Source organism: Streptomyces sp. NPDC029151 (genome assembly GCF_055564315.1).
Genome location: NZ_JBVHWQ010000001.1, coordinates 984,166 through 1,011,021 on the forward strand (window position 1 = coordinate 984,166; position 26,856 = coordinate 1,011,021).

Here is a 26,856-nt window from a genome sequence, read left to right on the forward strand (position 1 = left end):
ACGTTGCTTGATGCAGCCACGTGGGCGGGGCGTCTGGGCGGGGACAGGTTCCTCGCCCAGACGTACCACCGCTCATACGCACACTTCCCCGGGGTCGCCGACACGGCGGGCCTGTTCTCCTGGGATGACCTGAACCGGATTATCGCCACGCAGCGACTGGAGCCGCCCCGGCTGCGCCTGTCGGTCGACGGCGAGATGGTCCCGCTGTACCGCTACGCGATCCCGACCACGAACCGCCGAGCGGTCACCTGGTCCCGCATCCAGCCGTCCGACTTCCACGCCCAGCTCAGGGACGGGGCGTCGCTGGTTCTCGACGCGGTGGAGAAGATCCACCCCGCCGTGGGGGCGGCTGCTGAAGGACTGGAACGCTTCCTCGGGACTTCCGTGCAGGCCAACGTGTACGCCTCGTGGACCGAGCGGGAAGGCTTCGGCCGGCACTGGGATGACCACGATGTGGTGGTGGTCCAACTGCACGGCTCGAAGCGGTGGCGCCTGTGGGGGATGACCCGTGAAGCGCCCACCTTCCGGGACGTGGAGTCGCCGGAGGAGCCGGAGGGCGACCCGGTGGCGGACCTCGTTCTGTCCCCGGGTGACGTGCTGTACCTGCCGCGCGGCTGGTGGCACTCGGTCACCGCTGACCAGGGGACAGAATCCCTTCACCTCACGTTCGGGATGGTCCCGCACACGGGCGCTGACCTGATGCTCTGGGTCGTCGACCAGCTCCGGGCGTCCCTCGCGCTCCGCAAGGACATCCCGCGCTTCGGCTCGCTGGCGGAACAGTCGGACTTCACCGACGCCGTACGCCGTGAAGTGGCCGACGTGATGGCGGACCCCCGCCTCGTGGAGCGGTGGGCGGAGTCGATCGACACGACGGACCTGGGCCACGCGATTCCGTCCCTGCCCTACGTGGACGGACTCCCCGCACGGGGGGAGATCACGGTCAAGCTCACCGCTCCGAGGGGCCGCCTGACGGCGAACCGCGAACAGGGCACGGTCACCTTCTCGGCGGCCGGTACCGCTTGGGACTTCGCCGAGTCCGCCGCGCCCGCGCTGGGCACGCTGCTGACCAACCAGCCGATCACGCTCGGCGAACTCGCCGACTCCGCCGGACTGGAAGTCAAGGAAGTGGCCGAACTGGTCTCCATCCTCATCGACGGCCACACCGTCGCAGTCGTGGGGACGGCGCTGTGACCGCCGCTCTCTGCCTGGGGACATACCGCGTGCGTGCCGTCAGTCAGGCGGCACGCACCGCCCTGGCCGCCGGTAGTCCCTGGGTGGACACGGCACCTAACTACGCCCGTGGTCTGGCGCATGAGGAACTGCGCCCGGTTCTCGGGGAGTACCCGACCGTGCGGGTAGCTACGAAGACGGGGTTCTTCACGGAGGAGCAAGGCCGTACCGCCCTGGCTGAGGGCGTGCTCACCCGGGAAGAGGCGGCCGGTAGGCACAGCCTTGAACGGGGCTTCGTCCGCTGGCAGACGGAGCGATCCTTGGCCGCGCTAAGGCGCGTGGACCTGGTGTTCGTGCACAACCCCGAGCATCACGGGCACGGCCTTGACCGCGCCGCTCTGCACGGGCGTGTACGGGAAGCCTTCACGGCGCTGGAAGAGTTCGCCCATGCGGGCAGGATCGGCGGGTACGGCGTCGCCACCTGGTCGGGCCTGACCTCCGGAGCGCTCAGCGTCCCCGAGTTGCTCACGCTCGCCCGGCAGGCGGCCGGTTCCGCCGACCACCACTTCACGGGCTTGCAGATGCCCGTCAGCCTGATCATGGATGCCCCGATCACACAGGCCCTGAACGGCGGCGGACCGCTGGTGCAGGCGAAGGACGCGGGGCTGATCACGTTCGGCTCCGCTCCCCTGCACGGGGGCGAACTCCTCGACGCCATGACACCCGAACTGGTGAACCTCATCCGCCCCGGCCTGTCGGCCGCAGCCGCTGCCCTGCTGGCCGCTGGCTCGTGCCCTGGCCTCGATGTCGTCCTCACCTCCGCGAGCACCCGCGAGCACTGGGACGATGTGGCCAAGGCTCTGGCTGCGCCTCTGACGGCCCAGGAATTCAGGAGGGTGACGGATGAACTCGCCGGTGAATGAGGAGGTACAGGCCCTGATGGAGGCCGCCCACGACCGGGCGGCCAAGGCACTGGGCCTCACCTGCACGGGGCCGCTGGCGTGGGGCTTCCTCGGTGTCACTCTCGGACGCCGAGCGGGGGACCGGTGGCTACGGGTCAGCCGGACGGCGAAGAGGAACGCGGGCAGGAAGGCGGGGGAAGGCATCGTCGGCGCCTCGGAGCTGGTGCCTGACGGCGTGCCCCGCCCCCACCTGTACGCGGTGCATGACTGGACTGACGGCGAGTGGGCCTTCGAGTCGGAAGTCCTGGACTACCTCACGCAACCCATCGTGTCCCCGGACCGGGCCGACATCGACCACGACCCGGGGTTGCCTGACGAGTGGTGGGCGGACCTTCGCCAAGCCCTTGCCCTCCTCGCTGAAGCGGAGGGAGTGAAGGCCACCGTGCGGGACGGGTGGATCGAACGAGCCTTCCCCCAGTTCCTTGGTGTCCCGGCCCCCGCCAAGGTGGAGCGGGTGACCGGTCACGGTGACCTGCACTGGGGCAACGTCACCGCTGCGCCCCTGTGCCTGCTGGACTGGGAGCGGTGGGGCTTGGTGCCCTTCGGCTATGACGCGGGGCTCCTGCACGCCAACAGCCTGCTTGTGCCCGACGTAGCCGCCCGCATCCGCAAGGAGTTCGCGGCGGTCCTCGACACCCCGGCCGGCCGAATCGGGGAACTCGCGGCCCTGGCCGAGATGCTGCAAGCCGTAGCCCGTGGCTGGTACCCCGACCTTGCGCCCCGACTCGTGGCCCGCGCAGAAGCGCTCACGGGAGTGCGCCCGCCCGTCCCGGTGCACTCCGAGGTGAGCGCCTGACTGCGCCCCTGTGCGCCTGTCTCAGGCGCTCTCACCGATGGGGATCTCTGGGTGGACCATGACCTCGTGTTCGCCCGCGACGGCTTCAAGCTGTACCGGGGCGAGGCGGGCGGACCACAGGACCCCGAGAAGGTGTCGGCCCGCTGGCGGACGGCACGCAACCGTCTGCACCTGCCGGAGAACTTCCGGCTGCACGACTGGCGGGCGTCGAAGATCACGAACGATCTCGACAACCACGAGAACCCCGTAGAGGTCTCGGCCAACGCCCGGCACCGCTCCCCGGGCTACACCATGGCGCGGTACGGCAGGCGCCGCGCTGAGGGAGCGAAGAAGCTGGCCGTTTCGAGCGCCAGCCGTCTCGGCCTGTCATCCCTGGTCTGACCAGGAGATTCGCTCGGCTGTTGGTCACGTGGTTGGTCACGCCACAGCCGGAGAAACAGAAAAACCCCAGATCAACTGGGGTTTCTGCTGGTGTCCGAGGGGGGACTTGAACCCCCACGCCCGATAAAGGGCACTAGCACCTCAAGCTAGCGCGTCTGCCATTCCGCCACCCGGACTAGGTGTCTGCCGCCTTGCGGGGTGTGTTCCCCGCGGCGACATGGACAACAATACCAAGGTTTCGGAGTGCGTTTCACCTGCGTATCCGTCCGCCGGGTGGCCCGGACCAGCGGGATTGGCGACGGTATACGGTCCGCGAGGCCTTGTGTGCCGAACGTGGTCGCGGGTGGTCGATGGGGGCGGACGCGGGCGGAGAAGCCGGTCTCCTGTCGGCCTGGAACCCAGGACCGGAACGCACGCCGGCCCTCGGCCGAGAAGTGTGTGCGCACACCCCGGCCGCCGGGGCGTCCAAGGTGGCGGCGGCACTCGCCCCCGCTGCTGCGGCGGCCGGGCCGGGCCGGTGGACCGGCGGTGTCTTGCGCGGGGCCGCACCCGGCCTTCTGGCGACCGGCGGGAACGTCCTTCGGCGGGCGGGGAATCCAGTGTCCTCCGCTCGCCGACGGGCCTGGTTCAGGTCGCGTCGCGCTCGTGGTACGACCGTCGGGTGTGCTCGGTGTGGGCGCGCATCAGCTCGGTGGCGCGCCGCTCGTCACGGGCGGCGATCGCGGTGATCAGCGCGCGGTGCTCGATCCACGACTGCCGGCCGCGCTGCCCGGCCACCGGCGTGTGGTACCAGCGGACCCGCCGGTCGACCTGGGCGGCGAGTCCGGCGAGGACGGAGTTGCCGGCCAGTTCCATCACCTTGGTGTGGAAGGCGGCGTTGAGGGCGACCACACGGTCCACGTCCTCGTCCGCCACCGCCTGCTCGCCCTCGGCGCAGAGCTCCTCCAGGGCGGCGATGCCGGGGCTGCCCGCGTGCGCGGCGGCCAGCCGGGCCGCCTCCGCCTCCAGCAGGGTGCGGACCGTGAGTAACTGGTCCGCCTCCTCGTCGGTCGGCTCGCGCACGAAGGCGCCCTGGGCGGGCCGCAGATCCACCCATCCCTCGGTGTTGAGCCGCTGGAGCGCCTCGCGCACGGGCTGCCGCGAGACACCGAGGTGCCCGGCGAGTTCGCTCTCGACGAGGTGCCGGCCCGGTTGCAGCGCGCGGGTGGTGATCAGCTCCAGCAGGGCCTCGTAGACGCGTTCACGCAGTGGTCCGGGCCGTTCCAGTCTGGGCACCGCCCCCGGCGGCACTCCGGCCGACAACATCGCGGTCCCTCCTCGGCGGGTCTGGCCGCGTGGGCCCTGGGCGCGTGCGCTGGCGCCGGCGCTCGGTCTCGGTTGCCCTTCGGCGGCAGTCTACGGCGCGCAGTGTCCAGCGGGCGGGGCAGACGGGATCTCGGCCGGGGGGACGGCGCGGGTACCGGTTCAGGGACAGCGCACGACCTGTCCGGCGTACGAGAGGTTGCCGCCGAAGCCGAAGAGCAGCACCGGGTCGCCGGTGCCGACCGCTCCCTGTTCGCGCAGCTTGGAGAAGGCGAGCGGGATGCTGGCGGCCGAGGTGTTGCCGGACTCGGTGACATCGCGGGCGATGACCGCGTTGACGGCGCCGAGCTTCTGGGCCAGCGGTTCGACGATCCGCAGGTTGGCCTGGTGCAGGACGACCCCGGCGAGGTCCCCGGGCGCCACCCCGGCCTTCTCGCAGGCCTGGCGGGCGATGGCCGGCAGCTGGGTGGTGGCCCAGCGGTAGACGCTCTGGCCCTCCTGGGCGAAGCGCGGCGGCGTCCCCTCGATCCGCACGGCGTGTCCCATCTCCGGCACCGAGCCCCACAGCACCGGCCCGATCCCGGGCGCCTCCCCCGGCGGGCAGGCCGTCACGACGGCGGCCCCGGCTCCGTCGCCGACCAGGACGCAGGTGCTGCGGTCGGTCCAGTCGGTCACGTCGGACATCTTGTCGGCGCCGATGACCAGGGCGCGGGTGGCCGCGCCGGCCCGGAGGGTGTGGTCGGCGGTGGCCAGGGCGTGGGTGAAGCCGGCGCAGACCACGTTGACGTCCATGGCGGCGGGCCGCGGGATGCCGAGCCGGGCCGCGACGCGGGCGGCGGTGTTCGGGGAGCGGTCGATCGCGGTGGAGGTGGCGACGAGCACCAGGTCGATGTCGCCGGGGCCGAGCCCGGCCGCGGCGAGGGCCTTGGCGGCGGCGTGCGCGGCCAGTTCGTCCACGGGCTCGTCGGGGCCGGCGATGTGCCGGGTGCGGATGCCGACCCGGGTGCGGATCCACTCGTCACTGGTGTCGACCATGCCCGCCAGGTCCTCGTTGGTGAGCACCTGGGCGGGCTGGTAATGACCGATGGCGGCGATGCGTGAGCCGTTCATGCCGGGGATCCCCCTCGTGGCCGTGGGTAGCGGGATGCCCCAGTCTGATCAGTGACTCACGGGTACGACGGCAGGTGAAGCCACAGGAATCGGGCTCCTTCGTTGTCGGCTCCCCTCAGACGGTCTCTTCCGGACAGTGGGACGAGCCCCTCCCGGACAGCCGGACGTACACGCGTCCGCCGCGTCACCATCCGGGCCCTCCACCGAGCACCGCGCCGCCAAGGTACGCGGGACTTTCCGGACCCGCGCCGGGTCGACCCGCTTCGTCACATGGACGTGGCCGGTGTGCCGCCGGACCACCTCTCCCCGCTTCGGTCCTCGCGGGGAACAGCACTTCAGCACTTCGACCCCGTCGTTCCCGCCGTGGCCGGTGCGGTCGCCGTCCGGGTCGTCCGGCCGGGTGCCGTGCCGGCCGATGCCGGCCGATGCCGGCCGTGCCCCGGCCGAGCGCGGCCGCGAAGCGGGCCTCGCCGCTCCCCCACGGCACCGTCGCCCGGGCCCAGGGGCGGCTCCGGCCGCGGCGCGGCGTCGCCGGCCGCCGCGACGTCGAGGTCGACGGGGAGACAGCGCCGGTCAGCGGGTCCGTACGGGTCTCGGTATGTTCGAACCGGGCGTCGGGCAGCACCCCGGTCGTCCGGCGCAGGTCTCGGCGTGCTCGAACCGGGCGCCGGGCAGGACCCCAGCCGTCCGGCGCAGGTCTCGGCGTGCTCGAACCGGGCGCCGGGCAGGACCCCAGCCGTCCGGCGCACCTCCTCGGCCGTCGAGACTTCGGCGGTGAGCCGCACGTCCTCGCGCCCGGCACACCACCTCGACCGCCGCGAATCCGACGGAGAGCCACACGCCCTCGCGCCCAGCACACCTCCTCGACCACCGCGAATCCGGCGGAGAGCCACACGTCCTCGCTCGGTTGCCCCACGAGCGCGGCCAGACGCCTGGCCTGCCGATGGGCCTCGGCCTCGGCCGCGGAACGGAAGACGGGACACGCGACGGAGTCGCCCACACCGGGCACGCTCGCACGCCTGCGGGCGGCCGGCCATGCGGACGTTCGCCGGCGCCCTTGTCCGGCAGTGGGCTGCGCGTCGCCCGTCCCCGTGCAGGACAATGAGGCGTGAAGGGCCGTTTCGGCTGCCAGCGCGTACAGAACCGGGGCTGATCAGGACATGGGACGAGTCACGGAACGCCGCAAGGTCCTGCGCATACGGGACGGCGCGGTGTCCACCCGCCCGGACACGCTCGTCGCCGAGGAGCCCCTGGAGATCCGGCTGAACGGCAAGCCGCTCGCGATCACCATGCGCACCCCCGGCGACGACTTCGCGCTGGCGGCCGGCTTCCTGGTGAGCGAGGGCGTCCTGGCCTCGGCGGCCGATCTGCAGAACATCGTCTACTGCGCGGGCGCCACGGCGGACGGCTCCAACACCTACAACGTGGTCGACGTGAAGACCGCGCCCGGTGTCGTCCTGCCCGACTTCACCCTGGAGCGGAACGTCTACACCTCCTCCTCGTGCGGGCTGTGCGGCAAGGCCAGCCTGGACGCCGTCCGTACGACCACGCGCTGGCCGATCGCCGACACTCCCCCGCTCCGGGTCACGCCCGAACTGCTGGCGGCCCTGCCCGACCGGCTGCGGGAGGCCCAGCGGGTGTTCGACCGGACCGGGGGCCTGCACGCGGCGGCCCTGTTCGACGAGGAGGGGCGGCTCCTGGACACCCGGGAGGACGTGGGCCGGCACAACGCGGTCGACAAACTGATCGGACGGGCCCTGCAGAACGACGGGCTGCCGCTGTCCCGGACGATCCTCATGGTCTCCGGCCGGGCCTCGTTCGAGCTGGCGCAGAAGGCGGTGATGGCGGGCATCCCCGTGCTCGCGGCCGTGTCGGCGCCCTCGTCGCTCGCGGTGGACCTGGCCGCGGAGACGGGGCTGACCCTGGTGGGTTTCCTGCGCGGCAGCTCGATGAACGTGTACGCGGGCGAGGACCGGATCGCCCTGCGGGAGCCGGCCGCCCGGGACTGAGCCGGCGCCGGTCGGGCGTCATGGCCGGGGCGTCAGGCGTCCGTGCCGGAGATCCGCAGCAGCAGGTCCACGAACCGGTCCCGTTCGGCGGCCGACAGCGGGGCGAGCAGCGCGTCGTTGGCCTCGCGGGCCGCCCTCTCGCAGCGTACGAGGAGCCGGGCGCCCTCCTCGGTGAGGGAGACGGCGTTCTTGCGCCGGTCGCGGGGGTCGGGGGCGCGCTCGACCAGCCCCGCGGACTGCAGGTCGTTGAGGATCCCGACGACGTCCTTGGGGTCGAGGCTCACACTGCGGCCGAGGTCGGCCTGGGCCACCGGGGCGAGGTCCCGGACGGCGGAGAGCACGACGTGGTGCCACATCTTCAGCCCCTCGGCGGCGAGGGCCTCGGCGACCAGGGCACGGCCTCGCGCGGCGGCCCGTCCGAGGAGCCAGCTGGGCAGGGAGCGGATCGCGGGCAGGGGTGCTTCGGCCATGCCCGCAGCCTATCCCAAGAATCATTGGACTTTCCAACGATCCCTCCGTACCGTTGGGGCTCCCCATGAATTCATGGGTCTTCCCAACGATTGGCCCTGCCGGGCCTCACCCGGCCGGCCACTGGAGGTTGCGATGCGTCGCGTCCGGTACGAAGCCACCGGCGGTCCCCTGTTCGTGGAGGAGGCACCCGTCCCCGAACCCGGCCCCGGTGAGCTGCTGGTGCGGTGTGGGGCCGTCGGCGTCACCCTGCCGATGGTCCGCAAGGTGACCGAGGCCGCGGAACCGGTGCCGCTGGGCGGTGAGCTGGCGGGCGAGGTGGTCGCGGCCGGCGAGGGCGTCACCCGCTTCCGCGCCGGCGACCGGGTGACCGGGCTGTGCTTCGGACACGGGTACGCCGAGTACGCCGTGCTGCACGAGGCCATGGCGTCGCCGGTACCGGACGGTGCCGACGCGGTGACCGCGGTCGCGCTGGTGCGCAGCGGCCTGGTGGCGCTGGGCGCGCTGGAGGCGGCGCGGTGCGCACCGGGCGAGTCGGTCCTCGTCACGGCGGCGGCGAGCGGCGTCGGGCACCTCGCCGTCCAGCTGGCGCGGGCCCGGGGAGCCGGACGGGTCGTGGGTGCGGTGTCCGGCCCGGCGAAGGCGGACTTCGTGCGCGCGCTCGGCGCGGACGACTGCGTCCGGTACGGCGACGACAGCTGGGGCGACCCGGTCGACTGCGTCCTGGACGCCGTCGGCGGCGACCTTCTCCGCCCCGCCCTCGCCGCGCTGGCGCCGCACGGCCGCCTGGTCGCCTACAGCTCGGGCGGTGGCACCGTCCGGGCCTACGACCTGCTGGTGGGCGCCAAGTCGGTGATCGGCTTCCAGATGGCGCTGATCGCCCGCGGCCGGCCGGACCTGTACGAACAGTGGCGGCAGGAGCTGTGGCGGCTGTCCGCCGAGGGCGCCCTGAGGCCGGCCGTGCACGGGGAGTTCGCCCTGGAGGACGCGGGGGCGGCGCACGAGGCGGTGACGAGCCGGGCCAACGTCGGCAAGGTCGTCCTGCGCCCGTAACAGCCTGCACGCTTCTTGTGACGTGGACCACTCCCCACTACCGTCGAGGGGACGTACGTCGTGGGATGTCCAAATGTCCAAATGTCCGGCCGACGAAGGGCAGGTCGCACCGTGCCGTCACGTCCGCGGGCCCGTCTCGGATCGCTGCCGGCCGCCGCCGTCACCGTCGCCGGCCTCCTCCTCGCCCTCGCCCCCGCGCATCCGGCCCACGCCCGGCCGACGGGCGGAAAGCCGCAGTTCGAACAGCAGGTGCTGTTCAAGGCCGCCCAGGACCCCGGCTACGCGTGCTTCCGCATCCCGGCGGTCGTCCGCACGGGCGACGGCACGCTGCTGGCGTTCGCCGAGGGCCGGGTCCTCAACTGCGGGGACGCGGCCGACATCGACATCGTCCTCAAGCGCTCCACCGACGGCGGGCGCACCTGGGGGCCGTTGCGGGTGGTCAACGAGGGCGCCGGCGACACCCACGGCAACCCGGCGCCGGTCGTGGACCGGGACACCGGCCGCATATGGCTCGCCGAGACCTACAACACGGGCCGTACCGACAGCGCCAGTTGTTCGGTGCCCTGTGACCGCACCCCGCATCTGCAGTACAGCGACGACGACGGCCTCAGCTGGTCGCAGCCGCGCGACCTGAGCCCGGAGATCCTGCCCGCCGACTGGAACTCCTGGTACGCCACCGGGCCCGTGCACGGCATCCAGCTGACCCGCGGCCGGTACGCGGGGCGCCTGGTCTTCGGGGTCAACACCGAGACGTGGAACGGCAGCAGGGTCACCGCCAACCACGCGGCCCTGGTCGTCAGCGACGACCACGGCGGCCACTGGAGGATCGGCGCCACCGACAGCCGGTCCGTCGCCGCCGACGGCACCTTCCGGCAGAAGCCCTCCGAACTCACCCTCGCCGAACGCGGGGACGGTGCGGTCCTGGTCAGCGGCCGGGAACAGGACGGCACCGACCTCGGCCACCGCACCCAGGCCGTCAGCCGAGACGGCGGCACCAGCTTCACCGCGCCCTTCCGCGGCCTGCCCGGCCTGTACACGCCGCAGGTGCAGGGTTCGCTGCTGCGCCTCGGCGACCGCCTGCTGCTGGCCTGCCCCGGCGACCCCGACCGGCGCCGCACGATGATGGTCCGCTCCTCCTACGACGGCGGCCGGACCTGGGACGGTGTCGACCGCGGCACGGTCGTCACCACGGACTGGTCCGGCTACTCCGACCTGGTGCGCATCGGGTCCGGCACGGTCGGCCTGCTGTACGAGGGCGGGGCGGTGGACGCGCGCGACGAAATCCGCTTCGCCCGCTTCACCGAGGACTGGCTCGCCCCGCGCCGCGGCCCCGACCCGGTCACCCCCGACCTCGCCGCGCACGCCCGCCCGGCGGCGGTGCTCGGCGACCCGGAGGAGGTGGACGGTGTGTCCGGGAACGCCCTGGAGTTCGACGGCACCGACGACGCCGTACGCCTGCCGTACCGCGCCGGCCTGCCGCTGGGCACGAAGGATTTCACCGTGTCGCTGTGGTTCCAGTACGCGGCGACCACCGGGGAGCAGCCGCTGCTGTGGATGGGCGGCGTCGGCACCAGCCAGCCGCAGGTGTGGCTGCGCGGGGAACCGGCGAGCAACCGGGTCCAGGGGCTGATCACCGTACGGAACGGGGCCGGTGCCCCGCAGACCGCGTACGTGCGCACGGGCGGCGCGTACAACGACGGCGCGTGGCACCGGACGGTCCTGCGCCGGGGCGGCGGCCGGCTGTCGTTGTCCGTCGACGGTACGGAGTCCTCCGTCGCCGACGTCCCGGGCTCGGTGAGCCGTAACTCCCCGTTCGGGGTCCACCTCGGTCAGCGGATGGACAGCCGCGCCTTCCTCACCGGTGCGCTGGACGAGGTGCGCGTCTGGGACCGGGCGCTCACCGACGAGGAGCTGACGGACCCGGAGGTGCTGCGGTCACCGCAGGACACGGTTCTCCGGCTGCCCCTCGACCGGGTGCGCGGCTGACCTCCCGGGGGTGTCCGCGGCGGCCCCGGGGTCCGCGCCTGTGGCCGTGCCCGGCTCCGTGTCCGTGGCCGCCTCGGGATCGCGGGCCCGGCGCTTGGCGATGACCGCGCACACCATCAGCTGCATCTGGTGGAAGAGCATCAGCGGCAGGACGGCCAGGGAGGCCTGGGCGCCGAACAGGACGCTCGCCATCGGCAGACCGGAGGCGAGGGACTTCTTCGACCCGGCGAACTGGATGGCGATCCGGTCCGCGCGGCCGAAGCCCAGCGCCCTGGCGCCGTACCAGGTCAGGAGCAGCATGACGGCCAGCAGAACGGCCTCGACGCCGAGGAGCCCGGCCAGCCGGACGGGACTGACCTGGTGCCAGACGCCCCGGTTCATGCCCTCGCTGAAGGCGCTGTAGACGACCAGCAGGATCGAGCCGCGGTCGACGAGGCCGAGGACCTTCTTGTGGCGGGTGACGAACCCGCCGATCCAGCGCCGCAGCACCTGCCCCGCGAGGAACGGCACGAGCAGCTGGAGCACGATCTTCACCAGGGAGTCGGTCGAGAACCCGACCTGCTCGCCGCCGAGCAGGCCCGCCGCGAGCAGCGGGGTGAGGACGATGCCGACGAGGGAGGAGAAGGATCCGGCGCAGATCGCGGCGGGCACGTTGCCGCGGGCGATCGAGGTGAACGCGATGGACGACTGGATCGTGGACGGCACCAGCGTCAGGAAGAGCAGGCCCTGGTAGAGGGGCTGGTCCAGCAGGACCGGCACCAGAGCGCGCGCGGCCAGTCCGAACCCCGGGAAGAGGACGAAGGTGCAGACCAGCACGGTGAGGTGGAGCCGCCAGTGGCGCAGTCCGTCCAGCGCCTCACGGGTGGACAGCCGGGCGCCGTAGAGGAAGAAGAGGAAGGCGATCGCGGCCGTGGACGCGCCCGAGGTGACGTCGGCGGCGGTGCCCCGGGCGGGCAGGAGCGCGGCGAGACCCACCGTCCCGAGCAGCAGCACGATGTACGGGTCGATCGGCGGCCGACTCGGCCGGCGCAGGCGTTTCACGGTGCTCCGATTGCTGTGGGCGACGGGCGGTCCCGGGCCGTACGGCCCCTTTCCATGGTCCTCCTCCCACCACTGATCGGGAATCCCGCACACCGCTCTGACTGTCATCATGATCGGTGATGGGCACCGCTACGCTTGGCGGTCGTGTACGACCCGACCCATCTGCGCACCTTCCTGGCGGTCGCCCAGACGCTGAGCTTCACGCAGGCCGCCCGGCGGCTGGGGCTGCGCCAGTCGACGGTCAGCCAGCACGTGCGCCGGCTGGAGGACGCGGCCGGCCGGCAGCTGTTCTCCCGGGACACCCACTCGGTGGAGCTGACCGAGGACGGGGAGGCGATGCTGGGGTTCGCCCGCCGGATCCTGGAGGTGCACGAGCAGGCCACGGCCTTCTTCACCGGCACGCGCGTGCGTGGCCGGCTGCGCTTCGGCGCCTCGGAGGACTTCGTGCTGACCCGGCTGCCGGAGATCCTGGAGGGCTTCCGCTACGACCATCCGGAGGTCGACCTGGAGCTGACGGTGGAGCTGTCGGGGACGCTGCACGAGCGGCTGGCCGCCGGAAAGCTCGACCTGGTGCTGGCCAAGCGGCGCCCGGAGGATCCGCGCGGCGAGCTCGTCTGGCGCGACGACCTGGTGTGGATCGGCGCCGAGCGGCTGCGCCTGGAGGCCGACCGGCCCGTTCCGCTGATCGTGTACCCGCCGCCTGGCATCACCCGGGCCCGCGCGCTGGAGGCGCTGGAGGAGCAGGGCCGCCCGTGGCGGATCGTGTGCACGAGCGGCAGCCTCAACGGGCTGATCGCCGCCGCCCGGGCCGGACTCGGGGTGATGGCCCACTCCCGGCGGCTGGTCCCGCCGGGCCTGTTCCGGCTGCCCGACCGCGTGGGCCTGCCGGATCTGGGCAGGGTCGACTTCGTCCTGGTCCACGGCCGCCGCCGGGGGCCGGCCGAGGAGGCGGCGAACGCGCTGGCCGCGGCGATCCTGGCCGGCGGCGAGCGGCTGCGCCGCAGCAGCGGCTGACCCGTCGCCCGCGCTCACCGCGCGGGACGGTGCGTCAGCCGCTTCATCCCGCGCGGGAACGGCGTCGCCTCCGCGTGCCGCACGCCGTCCAGGTGGCCCCGGGACCGGCGGTGGTGGACGCGAAGGCGGTCTCGTCGTGGCCGGCCAGGGTCGCCTCCGCGCGGTGTACGGAACATCGAGTACGGCTCCGCGCTCCTCGGTCGGTCAGGGCGGACAGGGCGGACAGGGCGGACAGGGCGGACAGGCGGCATCCGAGCGCGGGCCCGGAGCCGCCGGTGGCGCCCCGGAGTCCGGGGTGGGCGGCGCGGCCGTCGCGTTCGGGGACGGCGAGCGGCGGGGCGTCCTCCGGTTCCAGGCGGCGCCCGCGAAGCCCTCCGGCGCGGCACGCCCCCGCCCGGGCGGTGCCGTAAGCGGGGCGTACAGATTCGGTGGAGATTACGGTACCGAAACTTACTGACCCGTCAGTATTGTGTCCGGCCCTTCCCCATGTGCGCGCATTTCACGGTGGCCTTCCAGGCGGAACGTGAGGTTTGATCGGTTTCCTCACCCCTCCCGCGTACCGACCGGGTGGGGTAGCTTTCACCGCGCTGTGCGGTGATGGAGACCACGTCACTGAGGCGCGAGACACGGGGAGCGAGGTTGCGCGAGTTCACCAACCCTCCGCTGGCGTCGCCGCCGCCGGCGGGCGGTCTGGCAGACGTCGTCTTCGACCATGCCCGGACCGACCCCCTGCACATCGCGCTCGGCCGCAAGGACGCCGCCGGACAGTGGCGGGACGTGACCTCCGCCGAGTTCCGCGACGAGGTCATGGCCCTCGCCAAGGGGCTGCTGGCCGACGGTGTCCGGTTCGGCGACCGGGTCGCGATCATGTCCCGCACCCGCTACGAGTGGACCCTCTTCGACTTCGCCCTGTGGACCATCGGCGCCCAGGTGGTGCCCGTGTACCCCACCTCCTCGGCCGAGCAGTGCTTCTGGATGCTCTACGACGCCGAGGTCACCGCGGCGATCGTGGAGCACGAGGACCACGCGATGACCATCGCCACCGTCATCGACCGGCTGCCGAACCTGCGCCGGCTGTGGCAGCTGGACGCCGGCTGCGTGCAGGAGCTGTACGACTCCGGGGCGCACCTGGACGACGAGGTGGTGCACCGGCACCGGGAGGCGGTCACCCCGGACTCGGTCGCCACCGTCATCTACACCTCCGGCACCACGGGCCGTCCCAAGGGCTGTGTGATCTCGCACGGCAACTTCATGTTCGAGGCGGACACGGTGATCCGGCGCTGGGAGCCGGTGTTCCACTCGAAGAAGGGTGACGAGGCCTCCACGCTGCTGTTCCTGCCGCTGGCGCACGTCTTCGGGCGGATGGTGGAGATCGCCGCGATCCGCGGCCGGGTCCGCTTCGGGCACCAGCCGCAGCTGAACGCCGCCGCCCTGCTGCCCGATCTGGCCGCGTTCCGGCCGACGTTCATCCTCGCGGTGCCGTACATCTTCGAGAAGGTGTTCAACGCGGCCCGCCGCAGGGCCGAGAAGGAGGGCAAGGCCGGGCCGTTCGAGAAGGCCGTGGACATCGCCGTCAAGTACGCGGAGGCCGTCGAGGCGAAGGCCTGGGGCACCGGGCCCGGTCCGTCGGCGGGGCTGCGCATGCAGCACCAGCTGTTCGACAAGCTGGTGTACGCGAAGGTCCGCGCCGCGATGGGCGGCCGGATCCGGAACGCGATGTCCGGCGGCTCGGCCATGGACCGCCGGCTGGGGCTGTTCTTCGCGGGCGCGGGCGTGCAGATCTACGAGGGCTACGGCCTCACCGAGTCGACGGCCGCGGCGACCGCCAACCCTCCCGAACGCACCCGCTACGGCACGGTGGGCCAGGCCATTCCGGGCGTGACCGTGCACATCGCCGACGACGGGGAGATCTGGCTACGCGGCGGCAACGTCTTCCAGGGGTACCTCAACAACCCGAAGGCCACCGACCAGACCCTGCACGACGGCTGGCTCGCCACCGGCGACCTCGGCTCCCTGGACGAGGACGGCTATCTGACCATCACCGGGCGCAAGAAGGAGATCCTGGTGACCTCCGGGGGCAAGAGCGTCTCCCCGGGCGTGCTGGAGGAGCGGGTCCGCGAACACCCGCTGGTCAACCAGTGCATCGTCGTCGGCAACGACCGCCCGTACATCGCGGCCCTGGTCACCCTCGACCAGGAGGCGGTCGAACACTGGCTCCAGATGCGCGGCAAGCCGAGGATGACCGCGGCCAAGCTGGTGCACGACCCGGATCTGGAGACGGAGGTGCGGCGGGCGGTGGTCGCCGCCAACACCCTGGTCTCGCAGGCCGAGTCGATCCGCACCTTCCGCATCCTGGCCCAGCCGTTCACCGAGGAGCACGGGCTGCTGACACCGTCGCTGAAGCTGAAGCGGAAGGCGATCGAGAAGGCGTACGCGAACGAGGTCGACGCGCTGTACGAGATGTGACCGGCCCCCCGGACCGGTCGGCGGCCGTGCAGGCCGGCCGGCATCAGGCGGGTGTCGCCGGTCAGGAATCCTCTCACCGGTCAGTCGGTACGGATTGCGCGATCAGGAATGCGGAACGGCCCGTGATCGTTGACCATGGGAGTACCACCTGTCGACAACCGAAGGATCAAGAGGCTCGTGAGCAGCAAGGTCCCCCCGATCATCCTCAACAACGGCGTCGAGATGCCCCAGCTGGGCTTCGGCGTCTGGCAGGTGCCGGACGACGAGGCCGAGCGGGCCGTCGCCACGGCGCTGGAGGCCGGGTACCGCAGCATCGACACCGCTGCGATCTACGGCAACGAAGAGGGCACCGGCAAGGCCATCGCCGCCTCCGGCCTGCCCCGCGAGGACATCTTCGTCACCACCAAGCTCTGGAACAGCGACCAAGGCTACGACTCCACGCTGCGTGCCTTCGACGCGTCCCTGGGGAAGCTGGGGCTCGACTACGTCGACCTGTACCTGATCCACTGGCCGCTGCCGTCCCGGGACAGGTACGTCGACACCTACAAGGCGTTCGAGAAGCTGCTCGCCGACGGCCGGGCCCGCGCCATCGGCGTCTCCAACTTCCTGCCGGAGCACCTGCGGCGGCTGCTCGCGGAGACCTCCGTCGTCCCCGCGGTCAACCAGATCGAGCTGCACCCGCACCTGCAGCAGCAGCAGGCGCGCGAGGTCCACGCGGAGCACGGCATCGCCACCGAGGCCTGGTCGCCGCTCGGCCAGGGCAAGGGCCTGCTGGAAGTCCCGGCGATCGTCGCGATCGCGCGCAAGCACGACCGCACCCCGGCCCAGATCGTGCTGCGCTGGCACCTCCAGCTCGGCAACATCGTGATCCCGAAGTCCGTGACGCCGTCCCGGATCAGGGAGAACATCGAGGTGTTCGACTTCAGCCTGGACGACGAGGACCTCGCGGCGATCAGCGCGCTCGACGAGGAGCGGCGGCTCGGCCCCGACCCGGCCGCCTTCGACATGGCCTGACACGCCGGACGGTGACACCCCGGACGGTGACACCCCGGACGGCCTGACACGCCGGCCCGGGCGACACCGCCCCGCGCCGCGGACGGCCGTGCGCCCCGCCCTGCCGCGGGCCGCACGGCCGTCCCGTCGTCTCGCGCGAAGCGCACGCCCGGCGCACTCCAGCCGCACGCCCGGCTCACTCCAACCGCACGTCCGCGTACACCACCTCGAACTCCTCCAGCCCGACGACGTCCGCGTGCGCCTTCGTCGACGCCTCGTGGCGCGCGGCCGCCACGGCACCGCGCGAGGCCGCCATGGAGGCGCGGTCCACGAACACGGTGCCGGCCAGGGCCCGCCCCCGGTCACGGTCGATCAGCAAAGTGGTCCTGGCCAGTCCGGGCAGCGACTCGGCCTTCGGCACCACCGTGGCCCGGAAGGTGTCGATGACCAGATCCGCGTCGCGCGGGTCGAACTCCATCCGGCAGTAGCGCAGTCCGCCGCCCTGCCGTGGCGGCCTGACCTGATGGAACACCGGCGCCTCGTAGTGGGCGACCGACACGGTGCCCGCGAACGGTTCCAGCAGCGCCCCGCGCCGCTCCCGCATCACCTCGTCGCTGTGCCGCTGGTCCTCCTCGGTCCCCCACCAGCTCACCGCGAGGAGCTTGCCGAGTTCCCGGTCCGCGAACACGCCCGCGCCGCGGTATCCGGGGCGCTCCTCCAGCAGGTCCCGCCCCTCGCCGTTCAGTGACCGGAAGGCCGTGCCGAGCAGCGCCGGATCTCCGGTCGCGTACACCGCGCGTACGAACATGAGCCTCACCTCCGGGCCACGGCGACCGCCGGAACAGGGCCGGACGTATCCGGATACATCCGTACTGTCCAGTCTCCCCGGCGCGGCAAATCACCGCAATACGCACCGATTTCAGCCGTTCGCCATCCCGGGGTTGACGGGGGCATGGCGATGGACCACCGTGGTGGACCATCTGGTAAGGAAACTTTCCTAACAGAAGGGACCCCCCACGTGCGTCTCCGATCACTGACTCTCGCCGCGGCGTCCGGCACCGCCCTGCTCGCCGCCGGACTCCTGCCCGCGCACGCCTCCGCCGCCGCCCCCCGGTCCGCTCCCGGGTCCGCCCAGGAGGGCACGGTCGGCGCCGCCGACCTCCTCGCCAAGGTGACGTCCTGTACGCAGGTCTCCACCGGCAAGTACAAGACCGACGACGAGACCTCGGCCACGGTCCCCGTGTGCGGCAAGAACGGCGCGGTGTTCTGGAAGGCCGACATGGACGTCGACTGCGACGGCCAGCGCACCGCCAACTGCAACGAGGACCGCGACCCCTGGTACCAGGACGACACCGCCTTCCACCAGTCCGACGGCAAGCCGCTGAAGGCGGAGACCCTGCCGTACGTCGTGGTGCCCAGCACCAGCAGCATCTGGAACTACACGAACGCCGGCATCAAGGGCGGCGGTGTGGTCGCCGTCATCTACAACAACAAGGTCGAGTACGCCGTCGTCGGCGACACCGGCCCCTCGAAGATCATCGGCGAGGCGTCGTACGCCACCGCCAAGGCACTCGGCATCGACCCCGACCCGGAGACGGGCGGCACCGACTCGGGCGTGACCTACATCCTGTTCAAGAACTCCAAGGTCACCCCCATCGAGAGCCACAGTGCCGCGGTCTCCCTCGGCGACCAGCTGGCCAAGCAGTTCATCGCCGCCAACTAAGGTGCGGCGTACGTCAGTTGGGCTGGCCCAGCGGGCGTATGACGACGGTGTTGACGTCGACCCCGGCCGGCTGCCGGATCGCCCACACGACCGACTCGGCGATCTGGCCGGCGGTGAGCAGATGCCCCGGGGGCAGGTGGCCGAGCCCGTCCCAGAACGGGGTCTCCACCCGGCCGGGGGCGACCAGCGTCACGCCGATCCCGAAGTCCGTGACCTGGCGCCGGGTGTTCTCGGCCAGCCCGGTGATCGCCCACTTGGTGGCGCCGTAGAGGTTGCCCGGGGCGTTCACGAACCCGGCGACGCTGCCGACGAGGACGATCCGGCCGCCGGTCTCCTTCAGTGCCTCGACGGAGGCCCTGATCAGCAGGGCCGGGCCCAGGACGTTGGTGAGCACCATCTCGGACCAGCCGGCCGGGTCGCCCTCGGCGACCGTGTCGTGCGTGGCGACCCCGGCGTTGGCGACGACGGTGTCCAGCCGGCCGAAGGCCTCGAGCGTGCGGTCGACCGCGTCCTGGACGTCCTCGTAGGCCGCCGCGTCACCGGCCACCGTCCGCAGCTCCGCCGGATTGCCGAGTCCGTCGGCGAAGTCCCGCAGCCGCTGCTCCGTGCGCCCGGTGACGGTGACCCGCCACCCGGCGTCCAGCAGCCGCCGGGCGACGGCCGCGCCGATGCCGGTGCCTCCGCCGGTGACGAGTGCGACCGGAGCGTCGTTCGTGGTCATGCGGGCCCCCTGTGGTGTCGGTGATCGCAGGGAGTCCATCACGTGGAGAGCGCTCGAAGTCAAGTGTCCGGGTCAGTCCCGCCGGACGGCCGCGTGCACGGTGTGCGCGCCCAGCACGAACACGTCGGGCCGGACGTGCACGCTCGCCGGGTCCAACGGGTCGAGCAGCCGGTCGAGGGTGGCGCGGTCCTCGGCGTCCAGGGCGTCCCCGACGCCCTCGCGCAGCCGGGACAGGTGCGCGGCGACATAGCCGCGGGCCCGGTCGCCGACGGGGGCGGGCAGGTCGAGCAGGAAGGTCCGGGTACGGGTGTGCCTGAGGCCGGCGGAGGTCAGCAGGGCGGGCCAGTCCTCGGTCTCGGCGACCGAGCCCGGCAGGCCGGCGCGCATCCGGGCGAACCACTCCTCCCCCAGCGCGTCCATCCGCGCCTGGAGTCCGGGGCGGCCGATGCCGATGTCCCGGGGCAGGAAGCGGGAGGGCAGACCGCCCTCCAGGAGGGCGAGGGTGCCGCCGGGGGCGAGCCGCGCGGCGAACGCGGCGAGCGCGGCCCGCTGGTCGCCGAGGTGGTGCAGGCTCCGGCCGGCCCACAGCAGGTCCGCCGGATACTCCAACGCGTCCAGAACACCGGGCAGTTCACCGGCGAGGGTGCCGAAGCGGTCGGCCACGCCCTGGCGGGCGGCGCGGGCACGGGCGCGCTCCAGCAGTGGCGCGGCGGCGTCGACGGCGACGACCCGGGCCCCGGGGAACGCCTCGGCGAACAGGCAGGAGACCACTCCGGGACCGCTGCCCGCGTCCACGATCAGCCCCGGCTCGGTCACCTCCTGCCCGAGCCAGGCCATGGCCCGTTCGTAGACCGGTCCGAACAGTTCCGCCTGCGACTCCAGCAGGGGGCCCATCTCGTTCCAGTCGACGTCCGTGCCGTGTCCGTACCCGTGCCCGTGCTGGTGGTGGTCGTGCGCCATGGTGGTCAGCCTCTCTCCCGGCATGCCGTCAGGGTGCGACGGCATGCCGGGCGGAGGCCACTTCTGTTGCCGGTCCGGCAAAACGGGATGCCGTTCCGTCCGCCGGGGCCCGGGAGGGTGGCACCCGGGCCCCGGCGGGGTCACCGCGTCAGGACAGCGGCGGGTAGGCGTTCTGCACCAGCTGCTGGAACTGGGCGGAGAACCAGTGCCCGGCCAGCGGTGCGTTCGGCAGCGCGCCGGTGGGGTTGTTGCCGTTGCGGGCGTTGCCGCCGTAGGTCGGGTCGCACATCCGGTCGAAGCCCTTGCCCTCGTCGTTGGAGACGGCGGAGCTGGCTCCGTCCGACTCCCCCGGGGGCTTGACCCACACGTAGGCGTCGATCCCGGCCGCCGGGGCCGCGGTCGGCCGTTCACCGAGGCCGGCACCGCTCTGGTTGCACCAGTTGCCGGCGTGGATGCGCCGGTCGACGCGGCTGCCGTTGACGTAGTCGTCGACGGAGGTCAGCGGGCCGGACTTGGTGGGCCGGGCGGAGCCGCCCCAGCCGTTGCGGGAGGTGTCGATCAGCATGCCGAGGTTGCTGCTGAACCCGGCCGCGACCAGCTTGTCGCGCAGCGCCTGGGCGAAGGACTGCTCGTCCACGTACTGGTTCCAGTCCACCCACTTCGACTGGCGCACGGTCTGCCCGTTGACGCTGTCGGTGACCTTGAAGTACGGCTCCTTGGTGGCGCTGTAGTTGGCGGTGTTGACGATGAAGCCGGTCACGTCGCTCAGGCTCGCGCCGTTGGTGGTGGCGACCTTGTAGAACTCCTGGACGGTGGGCCCGAGGTTGGAGTCCCAGCCGAGCCAGGCGTGGTGGCCGGCGTCGATGTAGTTGTAGACGTTCGGGATGGCGCCCAGCTTGTCCAGGGCGTAGCTGACGCCCTTCTCGTAGTTGCCGTTGGACTTCATGGTCGCGCAGGCGTCGGTGCTGCCGGCGGTGCCGCCCGCGTTGGTGACCAGGTTGGGCAGGGAGTCCGGCTCGATGACGGTGGCGATCCGCAGGCCCGCGTACTTGGGGTCGGAGAGGATCGACGCGATCGGGTCGATGTACTGGGTCTTGTACTTGTCGATGTCGTTCGGCCCCAGTTCGCCGTTGGAGGCGAGGGCGGAGCAGTCGCGGCCGGGCAGGTCGTAGATGACGAGCTGGACGACCAGTTCGCCGGAGCCCTTCTGCTTCAGTGCCTCGTCGAGGTGGGCGCGCAGCCCCATGCCGCCGTTCACGCCGTTGATGGTGGCGATCCGGTCGAGCCAGACCGCGGTGGGCTGGTTGGCGACACGGCTGCCGCCCGGTTCGGCGGCGGCCTTGGCCGACCACTCGGGGTTCACGTAACCCTTGGCGCCGGCATAGGGGTTGTCGGCGCGGCTGCCGGTGTTCCCGCCGTCTCCGCCGCCGGTGCTGCCGCCGGTGCTGCCTCCCGTGCCTCCACCGGTGCTGCCCCCGGTACCGCCTCCCGTGTCTCCGCCCGTGCTGCCCCCGGTACCGCCTCCCGTGTCTCCGCCGGTGCTGCCGCCGGTGCTTCCGCCGCTGCCGCCGTCGACGTTGCAGGTGACGCCGTCGAGCGTGAAGGTGGCCGGGACGGAGTTGGTTCCGCTGTAGGAGCCGTTGAAGCCGAAGCTGACCGTGCCGCCGGCCGCGAGCGTGCCGTTGTAGCTCTCGTTGGCGGCGGTGACCGCGGTCCCGCTCTGGGTGATCTTCGCGCTCCAGCCGCTGGTGACCTTCTGGCTGCCGCCGAACGTCCACTTCAGCGCCCAGCCGGACTTGGCGGCGCCGTTGTTGGTGACGGTCACGGCGGCGGTGAAGCCGGTGTCCCACTGGCTCTGGATCTTGTAGTCGACGGCGCAGGCCGGGGCGGCGGCGGAAGCCGAGCCGGACGGCAGGGCCGCGAACGCCGTTCCGGAGGCGCCGGCGAGAAGCCCCAGGGCCACCAGCAGTGTGGTATGGGTGGTACGACTCATGAGTGCGGGTTCCTTCGGTGTTCCGTTGGGATCTACGGGTTGAGGGCGCGCAGGTGGTCGCGCAGCCCGGTGCCGTACGCGGTGGGTGTGCCGTCGTAGGCGGAGATCAGGGACGGCCCGGAGGAGCAGTCCCAGGTGTTCCAGGTCCAGCCGAGGTACGACAGGTTCCGGTCGTCGAACCACTTCATGACCCGGTCGGTGAACCCGTGGGCGCAGGTGTTCTCACCGATCTCCCCGGCGACCAGGGGGACCTGGGCGGCCACGGGTGCGAGCGTGGAGTTCCAGCAGCTCTCGGTCGAGCAGGTGTTGAAGTTGTAGACGTGGTAGGCGGCCGCGAGATTGCCGGCCGGGTCGGTGGGCCTGTACGTGTTCCACTGGCTGAGGTCGTTCGCGTACGCGAGCCCGCCGGCCATGACGACGTTCCTGGCGCCGGTGGCCCGGATGCTGTCCACGAGGTCCTGCATGCCGGCGACCTCGTAGGAGATGCCGGGGCAGGTGCCGCCGTCCCGCCAGCACTTCCAGGCGTCCGTGGTACTGGAGGTCGCCCGGTCCGGGTAGGGCTCGTTGAACAGGTCGAACACGGTCGCCTGGTCGTCCTTGAAGGTGTTCGCCACGGACGCCCAGAACGCGGGGCTGTACTGCATGTCGGGCATCGGCTTCTGACAGGTGGCGTGCACGTCGGAGCAGCCGGCCGAGTTCCCCGTGTACTGGCCGTGGGACCAGTGCAGTTCGACGATCGGGGTCAGGCCGTGCGCCTCGACGCGGGCCACCAGGTCCTTGACGGCGGCGATGTAGGCGGCGCCGCCGTACTCGGGCTTGATGTGGGAAAGGCCCAGCCAGCACTCCTCGTTGAGCGGGATGCGCACCGCGTTAGCCTTCCAGTCGGCGATCGCCTTGATCGCCGCGTCGTCCACCGGGCCGTCCCAGATGCCGTAGCCCTGCACGCACATGAACTCGCCGCCGGACCGGTTGACGCCGAGCAGACGGCGGGTCCTGCCGCCGGCGTCGGCGAACTTGTTGCCGGAGACGTGCAGCGCGGGCGCGGTGCCGCCGGCCGGGGGCGGGTCCGTCGGCGGCGGGTCGGTCGGCTCGCTGTCGGCGTTGCAGGTGGTGCCGTTGAGCTTGAACACGGCGGGCGCGGTGTCGCCGCCCGCCGAGGAGGCGAGGAATCCGGCGCTCACGCTCGCGCCGGTGCCGAGCGCGCCGTTCCAGCCCTCGTTGGCGGCGGTCACGGTGGTGCCGGACTGGGACCACCTGGCGTTCCAGCCCTGGGTGACCTTCTGCCCGCCGGGCAGGTCGAAGGTGAGTTTCCAACCGCTCAGCGCGGCCTGGTTGTTGGTGATCTTCACGGAGCCCTGGAAGCCGCCGTCCCACTGGCTGGTGACGGTGTACTCCACCGTGCACGCGGGTGCGGAGGCCTGGGCCGATGCCGCCGGGACGAGCGCGCTCGAGGCGAGCGCGACCGCACCGGCGGTGGATAAAAGTACTGAACGCGGGGGGTGTCGCATGAGCGACTCCTTGCAGGCTGGCGCGTCGTGACGGACGCGTCGACTGAACGGAATCGCTCCCACTGGTGCGAGTGAAGGTAGCGCCAAGTGGCGGGAATGCCCAGGGGCGCTGCTTCACTTTTCCTGAACCGGATCCGTCGAATCTTTTCGACTCATCAAGCACCTTGACCGGTCCCGGCCCCGTCCCCACTATGGGAGCGCTCCCACTGGTTCAAGCCTTGACGTCCGACCGAGCCGCCATGCCCGCAAGGAGGAACCAGCCCATGGATCCCGGACGCACACGCAGATCGGCGCGCCGGCTGTGGCCCGCGGTGGCCGCCGCGTTCGCCCTGCCCCTGTCGATGCTCGCCACCGCGAACACCGCCGCGCACGCGGCGTCCGTGCAGTGCAGCGTCGACTACAAGACGAACGACTGGGGTTCGGGCTTCACCGCCGACCTCACGATCACCAACCGCGGCACGGACAGCATCAACGGCTGGACGCTGACGTACGCCTATGCGGGCAACCAGAAGCTCAGCAACGGCTGGAACGGCACCTGGTCCCAGTCCGGCCAGACGGTCACCGCGAAGAACGCCTCCTACAACGGCACCATCGCGGCGGGCGCCGCCGTCTCCACCGGCGCCCAGTTCACCTACAGCGGCACCAACACCGCGCCCACCTCCTTCGCCGTCAACGGCACCACCTGCGCAGGCGCCCACCAGCCGCCGGTGACCGTGCTGACCAGCCCGAGCGCGGGCGCGGTCTACTCGCAGGGACAGGCGGTGCCGCTCGCGGCGACCGCGGCGGCGGCCGACAACGCGACCATCAGCAAGGTGGAGTTCTACGACGACACCACGCTGCTGGGCACGGACACGAGCGCGCCGTACTCGCTCTCGGCCTCCAGCTTGTCCGTGGGCAGTCATTCCCTGGTGGCGAAGGCGTACGACAGCCTGGGCGCGTCCGCCGCCTCCACCCCGGTCGGCATCACCGTCGCCTCCGGCCCCGCCGTGGTCGCCTCGCCGAGCCAGCTCGGGGTGCAGCAGGGCAAGTCGGGCACCTTCTCGGTGAAGCTGTCGACGCAGCCCAGCGCGAACGTCACCGTGAACACGGCCCGCACGGACGGCAACTCCGGCCTGTCCGTGACCGGTGGCTCCTCGCTGACCTTCACCCCGTCGAACTGGAACACCGCGCAGCCGGTGACCATCACGGCGGACTCCTCCGGCACCGGCAGCGCGACCTTCACCGCCTCGGCCACCGGCCACACCAAGGCGACGGTCACCGTCACCGAGCTGCCCGCGTCGAAGGCGTACGACGCCCGCTTCCTGGACCTCTACGGAAAGATCACCAACCCGGCGAACGGCTACTTCTCCCCCGAGGGCATTCCGTACCACTCGGTGGAGACGCTGATCGTCGAGGCGCCGGACCAGGGCCACGAGACCACGTCGGAGGCGTACAGCTACCTTCTCTGGCTGCAGGCGATGTACGGCAAGGTCACCGGTGACTGGTCGAAGTTCAACGGCGCGTGGGACCTCATGGAGAAGTACATGATCCCCACGCACGCCGACCAGCCGACCAACTCCTTCTACAACGCCTCCAAGCCGGCGACGTACGCTCCCGAGCTGGACACGCCGAACGAGTACCCGGCGAAGCTGGACACCTCGGTGCCGGTGGGCTCGGACCCGATCGCCGGTGAGCTGAAGTCGGCCTACGGCACGGACGACGTCTACGGCATGCACTGGATCCAGGACGTGGACAACGTCTACGGCTACGGCAACGAGCCCGGCAAGTGCGAGGCCGGCCCCACGGCCACCGGACCGTCGTACATCAACACCTTCCAGCGCGGCGCGCAGGAGTCCGTCTGGGAGACCGTCCCGCAGCCGACCTGCGACGCCTTCAAGTACGGCGGCAAGAACGGCTACCTGGACCTGTTCACCGGCGACAGCTCCTACGCCAAGCAGTGGAAGTACACCGACGCCCCGGACGCGGACGCGCGCGCGGTGCAGGCCGCCTACTGGGCCGACGTGTGGGCGAAGGCGCAGGGCAAGAGCGGTGACGTGTCCGGGACGGTCGCCAAGGCCGCGAAGATGGGCGACTACCTGCGGTACGCGATGTACGACAAGTACTTCAAGAAGATCGGCAACTGCACCAGCCCGTCCTGCCCGGCCGGCACCGGCAAGGACGCCTCGCACTACCTGCTGTCCTGGTACTACGCCTGGGGCGGCGCCGTCGACACCTCCGCCGGCTGGGCCTGGCGGATCGGCTCCAGCCATGTCCACGGCGGCTACCAGAACCCCCTCGCCGCCTACGCGCTCAGCTCCACCGCCGACCTGAAGCCCAAGTCGGCGACGGGCGCCTCCGACTGGGGCAAGTCGCTCCAGCGGCAGCTGGAGTTCTACCAGTGGCTCCAGTCCTCCGAGGGCGGGATCGCGGGCGGCGCGACCAACAGCTGGCAGGGCCGGTACGCCAGCCCGCCGGCCGGAGCGTCCACCTTCTACGGCATGTACTACGACTCGCAGCCCGTCTACCACGACCCGCCGTCCAACCAGTGGTTCGGCTTCCAGGCGTGGTCGATGGAGCGGGTCGCCGAGTACTACCAGCAGACCGGGAACGCCCAGGCCAAGGCGGTCCTCGACAAGTGGGTGAAGTGGGCGCTGTCCAAGACCACGATCAACCCGGACGGCACCTACCGGATCCCCTCCACCCTCCAGTGGTCGGGTCAGCCCGACACCTGGAACGCGTCGAGCCCCGGTTCCAACAGCGGACTGCACGTCACCGTCGCCGACTACACCGACGACGTCGGCGTGGCCGCCGCCTACGCCAAGACCCTGACGTACTACGCCGCCAGGTCCGGTGACAGTGCCGCCAAGTCCACGGCGAAGGCACTGCTGGACGGCATGTGGAACAACTACCAGGACGGCCTCGGCATCGCCGTCCCCGAGACCCGCACCGACTACAGCCGGTTCAACGACAGCGTGTACGTGCCGAGCGGCTGGACCGGCACCATGCCGAACGGTGACGCGATCAACTCCTCGTCCACGTTCTCCTCGCTGCGGTCCTTCTACAAGAGCGACCCCAACTGGTCGAAGATCGAGGCCTACCTCAAGGGCGGTGCCGCGCCCGTCTTCACGTACCACCGCTTCTGGGCCCAGGCGGACATCGCCCTGGCCATGGGCTCGTACGCGGAGCTCCTCGAATAGTCCCCGCTAAGGCTCCGCGTACCG

The 26,856-nt window shown here is 71.7% G+C and carries 21 protein-coding genes and 1 tRNA gene; 12 read left to right on the forward strand and 10 right to left on the reverse strand.

What is annotated here, in order from left to right:
• Positions 1-3: 3 nt before the first annotated feature.
• From ACZ4VF_RS03790 to ACZ4VF_RS03805, 4 genes are read left to right on the forward strand one after another with little or no spacing between them, the layout of a single operon-like run.
• A complete protein-coding gene (locus tag ACZ4VF_RS03790; RefSeq protein WP_467922957.1) occupies positions 4-1,191 on the forward strand; it encodes a cupin domain-containing protein in 1,188 nt (395 codons plus the stop codon).
• 29 nt (positions 1,192-1,220) lie between these two features.
• Positions 1,221-2,093: an aldo/keto reductase gene (locus tag ACZ4VF_RS03795; protein ID WP_467922959.1), complete on the forward strand. Its 873-nt coding sequence runs from the start codon at positions 1,221-1,223 to the stop codon at positions 2,091-2,093.
• Positions 2,074-2,928, forward strand: a complete 855-nt coding sequence (locus tag ACZ4VF_RS03800) for a hypothetical protein (protein WP_467922960.1) — start codon at positions 2,074-2,076, stop codon at positions 2,926-2,928. The genes ACZ4VF_RS03795 and ACZ4VF_RS03800 overlap by 20 nt, the downstream gene beginning before the upstream one ends.
• A gap of 51 nt (positions 2,929-2,979) precedes the next feature.
• Positions 2,980-3,309: a hypothetical protein gene (locus ACZ4VF_RS03805; RefSeq protein WP_467922961.1), complete on the forward strand. Its 330-nt coding sequence runs from the start codon at positions 2,980-2,982 to the stop codon at positions 3,307-3,309.
• An 88-nt stretch (positions 3,310-3,397) separates the two neighbouring features.
• On the opposite strand, the gene ACZ4VF_RS03810 is transcribed toward ACZ4VF_RS03805, so the two are convergent.
• From ACZ4VF_RS03810 to ACZ4VF_RS03820, 3 genes are all read right to left on the reverse strand, one after another.
• A tRNA-Leu gene (locus ACZ4VF_RS03810) sits at positions 3,398-3,485 on the reverse strand.
• A gap of 451 nt (positions 3,486-3,936) precedes the next feature.
• Positions 3,937-4,614 carry a GntR family transcriptional regulator gene (locus ACZ4VF_RS03815; protein WP_467922963.1) on the reverse strand — a complete coding sequence of 226 codons (678 nt, stop codon included), beginning with the start codon at positions 4,612-4,614 and terminating at the stop codon, positions 3,937-3,939.
• Positions 4,615-4,773: 159 nt separating this feature from the next.
• The gene (locus tag ACZ4VF_RS03820; protein ID WP_467922965.1) at positions 4,774-5,721 is read right to left on the reverse strand and encodes a beta-ketoacyl-ACP synthase III; all 948 of its coding nucleotides are present in this window, start codon (positions 5,719-5,721) and stop codon (positions 4,774-4,776) included.
• Between the two features lie 1,160 nt (positions 5,722-6,881).
• Between ACZ4VF_RS03820 and fdhD the strand changes: the two genes are divergently transcribed.
• Entirely contained in the window at positions 6,882-7,730 is an 849-nt protein-coding gene (gene fdhD / locus ACZ4VF_RS03825; RefSeq protein WP_467922966.1) for a formate dehydrogenase accessory sulfurtransferase FdhD, read from the forward strand.
• A 32-nt stretch (positions 7,731-7,762) separates the two neighbouring features.
• Here the strand turns inward: fdhD and ACZ4VF_RS03830 are convergent, their stop codons facing one another.
• Positions 7,763-8,200: a MarR family winged helix-turn-helix transcriptional regulator gene (locus tag ACZ4VF_RS03830; RefSeq protein WP_467922967.1), complete on the reverse strand. Its 438-nt coding sequence runs from the start codon at positions 8,198-8,200 to the stop codon at positions 7,763-7,765.
• A 133-nt stretch (positions 8,201-8,333) separates the two neighbouring features.
• Between ACZ4VF_RS03830 and ACZ4VF_RS03835 the strand changes: the two genes are divergently transcribed.
• Positions 8,334-9,251, forward strand: a complete 918-nt coding sequence (locus ACZ4VF_RS03835; protein WP_467922969.1) for a quinone oxidoreductase family protein — start codon at positions 8,334-8,336, stop codon at positions 9,249-9,251.
• Positions 9,252-9,362: 111 nt separating this feature from the next.
• Entirely contained in the window at positions 9,363-11,237 is a 1,875-nt protein-coding gene (locus ACZ4VF_RS03840; RefSeq protein WP_467922970.1) for an exo-alpha-sialidase, read from the forward strand.
• Here ACZ4VF_RS03840 and ACZ4VF_RS03845 read toward each other — a convergent pair.
• Positions 11,187-12,278: a bile acid:sodium symporter family protein gene (locus ACZ4VF_RS03845; protein WP_467922971.1), complete on the reverse strand. Its 1,092-nt coding sequence runs from the start codon at positions 12,276-12,278 to the stop codon at positions 11,187-11,189. The two genes, ACZ4VF_RS03840 and ACZ4VF_RS03845, sit on opposite strands and share 51 nt — an antisense overlap.
• A gap of 144 nt (positions 12,279-12,422) precedes the next feature.
• Here ACZ4VF_RS03845 and ACZ4VF_RS03850 point away from each other — a divergent pair, with 144 nt between their 5' ends.
• The 3 genes from ACZ4VF_RS03850 to ACZ4VF_RS03860 all read left to right on the forward strand — a co-directional run bounded on the left by ACZ4VF_RS03850 (position 12,423) and on the right by ACZ4VF_RS03860 (position 16,772).
• Positions 12,423-13,292 (forward strand): LysR substrate-binding domain-containing protein, encoded by an 870-nt coding sequence (locus tag ACZ4VF_RS03850; RefSeq protein WP_467922972.1) that lies wholly within the window; start codon positions 12,423-12,425, stop codon positions 13,290-13,292.
• 639 nt (positions 13,293-13,931) lie between these two features.
• Positions 13,932-15,758, forward strand: a complete 1,827-nt coding sequence (locus ACZ4VF_RS03855; RefSeq protein ID WP_467922974.1) for an AMP-dependent synthetase/ligase — start codon at positions 13,932-13,934, stop codon at positions 15,756-15,758.
• A 177-nt stretch (positions 15,759-15,935) separates the two neighbouring features.
• Positions 15,936-16,772 (forward strand): aldo/keto reductase, encoded by an 837-nt coding sequence (locus tag ACZ4VF_RS03860; protein ID WP_467922976.1) that lies wholly within the window; start codon positions 15,936-15,938, stop codon positions 16,770-16,772.
• Between the two features lie 175 nt (positions 16,773-16,947).
• Here ACZ4VF_RS03860 and ACZ4VF_RS03865 read toward each other — a convergent pair whose 3' ends face one another.
• A complete protein-coding gene (locus tag ACZ4VF_RS03865) occupies positions 16,948-17,559 on the reverse strand; it encodes a hypothetical protein (RefSeq protein WP_467922978.1) in 612 nt (203 codons plus the stop codon).
• A 210-nt stretch (positions 17,560-17,769) separates the two neighbouring features.
• Here ACZ4VF_RS03865 and ACZ4VF_RS03870 point away from each other — a divergent pair, with 210 nt between their 5' ends.
• Positions 17,770-18,474 carry a glycoside hydrolase family 75 protein gene (locus tag ACZ4VF_RS03870; RefSeq protein ID WP_467922980.1) on the forward strand — a complete coding sequence of 235 codons (705 nt, stop codon included), beginning with the start codon at positions 17,770-17,772 and terminating at the stop codon, positions 18,472-18,474.
• Between the two features lie 13 nt (positions 18,475-18,487).
• On the opposite strand, the gene ACZ4VF_RS03875 is transcribed toward ACZ4VF_RS03870, so the two are convergent.
• From ACZ4VF_RS03875 to ACZ4VF_RS03890, 4 genes are all read right to left on the reverse strand, one after another.
• Complete coding sequence (locus tag ACZ4VF_RS03875; protein WP_467922982.1) at positions 18,488-19,195, reverse strand: SDR family oxidoreductase; 708 nt, start codon at positions 19,193-19,195, stop codon at positions 18,488-18,490.
• Between the two features lie 72 nt (positions 19,196-19,267).
• Positions 19,268-20,155 (reverse strand): methyltransferase, encoded by an 888-nt coding sequence (locus tag ACZ4VF_RS03880; protein WP_467923765.1) that lies wholly within the window; start codon positions 20,153-20,155, stop codon positions 19,268-19,270.
• Positions 20,156-20,303: 148 nt separating this feature from the next.
• Complete coding sequence (locus tag ACZ4VF_RS03885) at positions 20,304-22,148, reverse strand: glycoside hydrolase family 6 protein (RefSeq protein ID WP_467922983.1); 1,845 nt, start codon at positions 22,146-22,148, stop codon at positions 20,304-20,306.
• Positions 22,149-22,180: 32 nt separating this feature from the next.
• Positions 22,181-23,656: a cellulose binding domain-containing protein gene (locus ACZ4VF_RS03890; protein ID WP_467922985.1), complete on the reverse strand. Its 1,476-nt coding sequence runs from the start codon at positions 23,654-23,656 to the stop codon at positions 22,181-22,183.
• 263 nt (positions 23,657-23,919) lie between these two features.
• On the opposite strand from ACZ4VF_RS03890, the gene ACZ4VF_RS03895 reads away from it, so the two are divergent.
• Positions 23,920-26,832: a glycoside hydrolase family 48 protein gene (locus ACZ4VF_RS03895; protein WP_467922986.1), complete on the forward strand. Its 2,913-nt coding sequence runs from the start codon at positions 23,920-23,922 to the stop codon at positions 26,830-26,832.
• Positions 26,833-26,856: the final 24 nt, after the last annotated feature.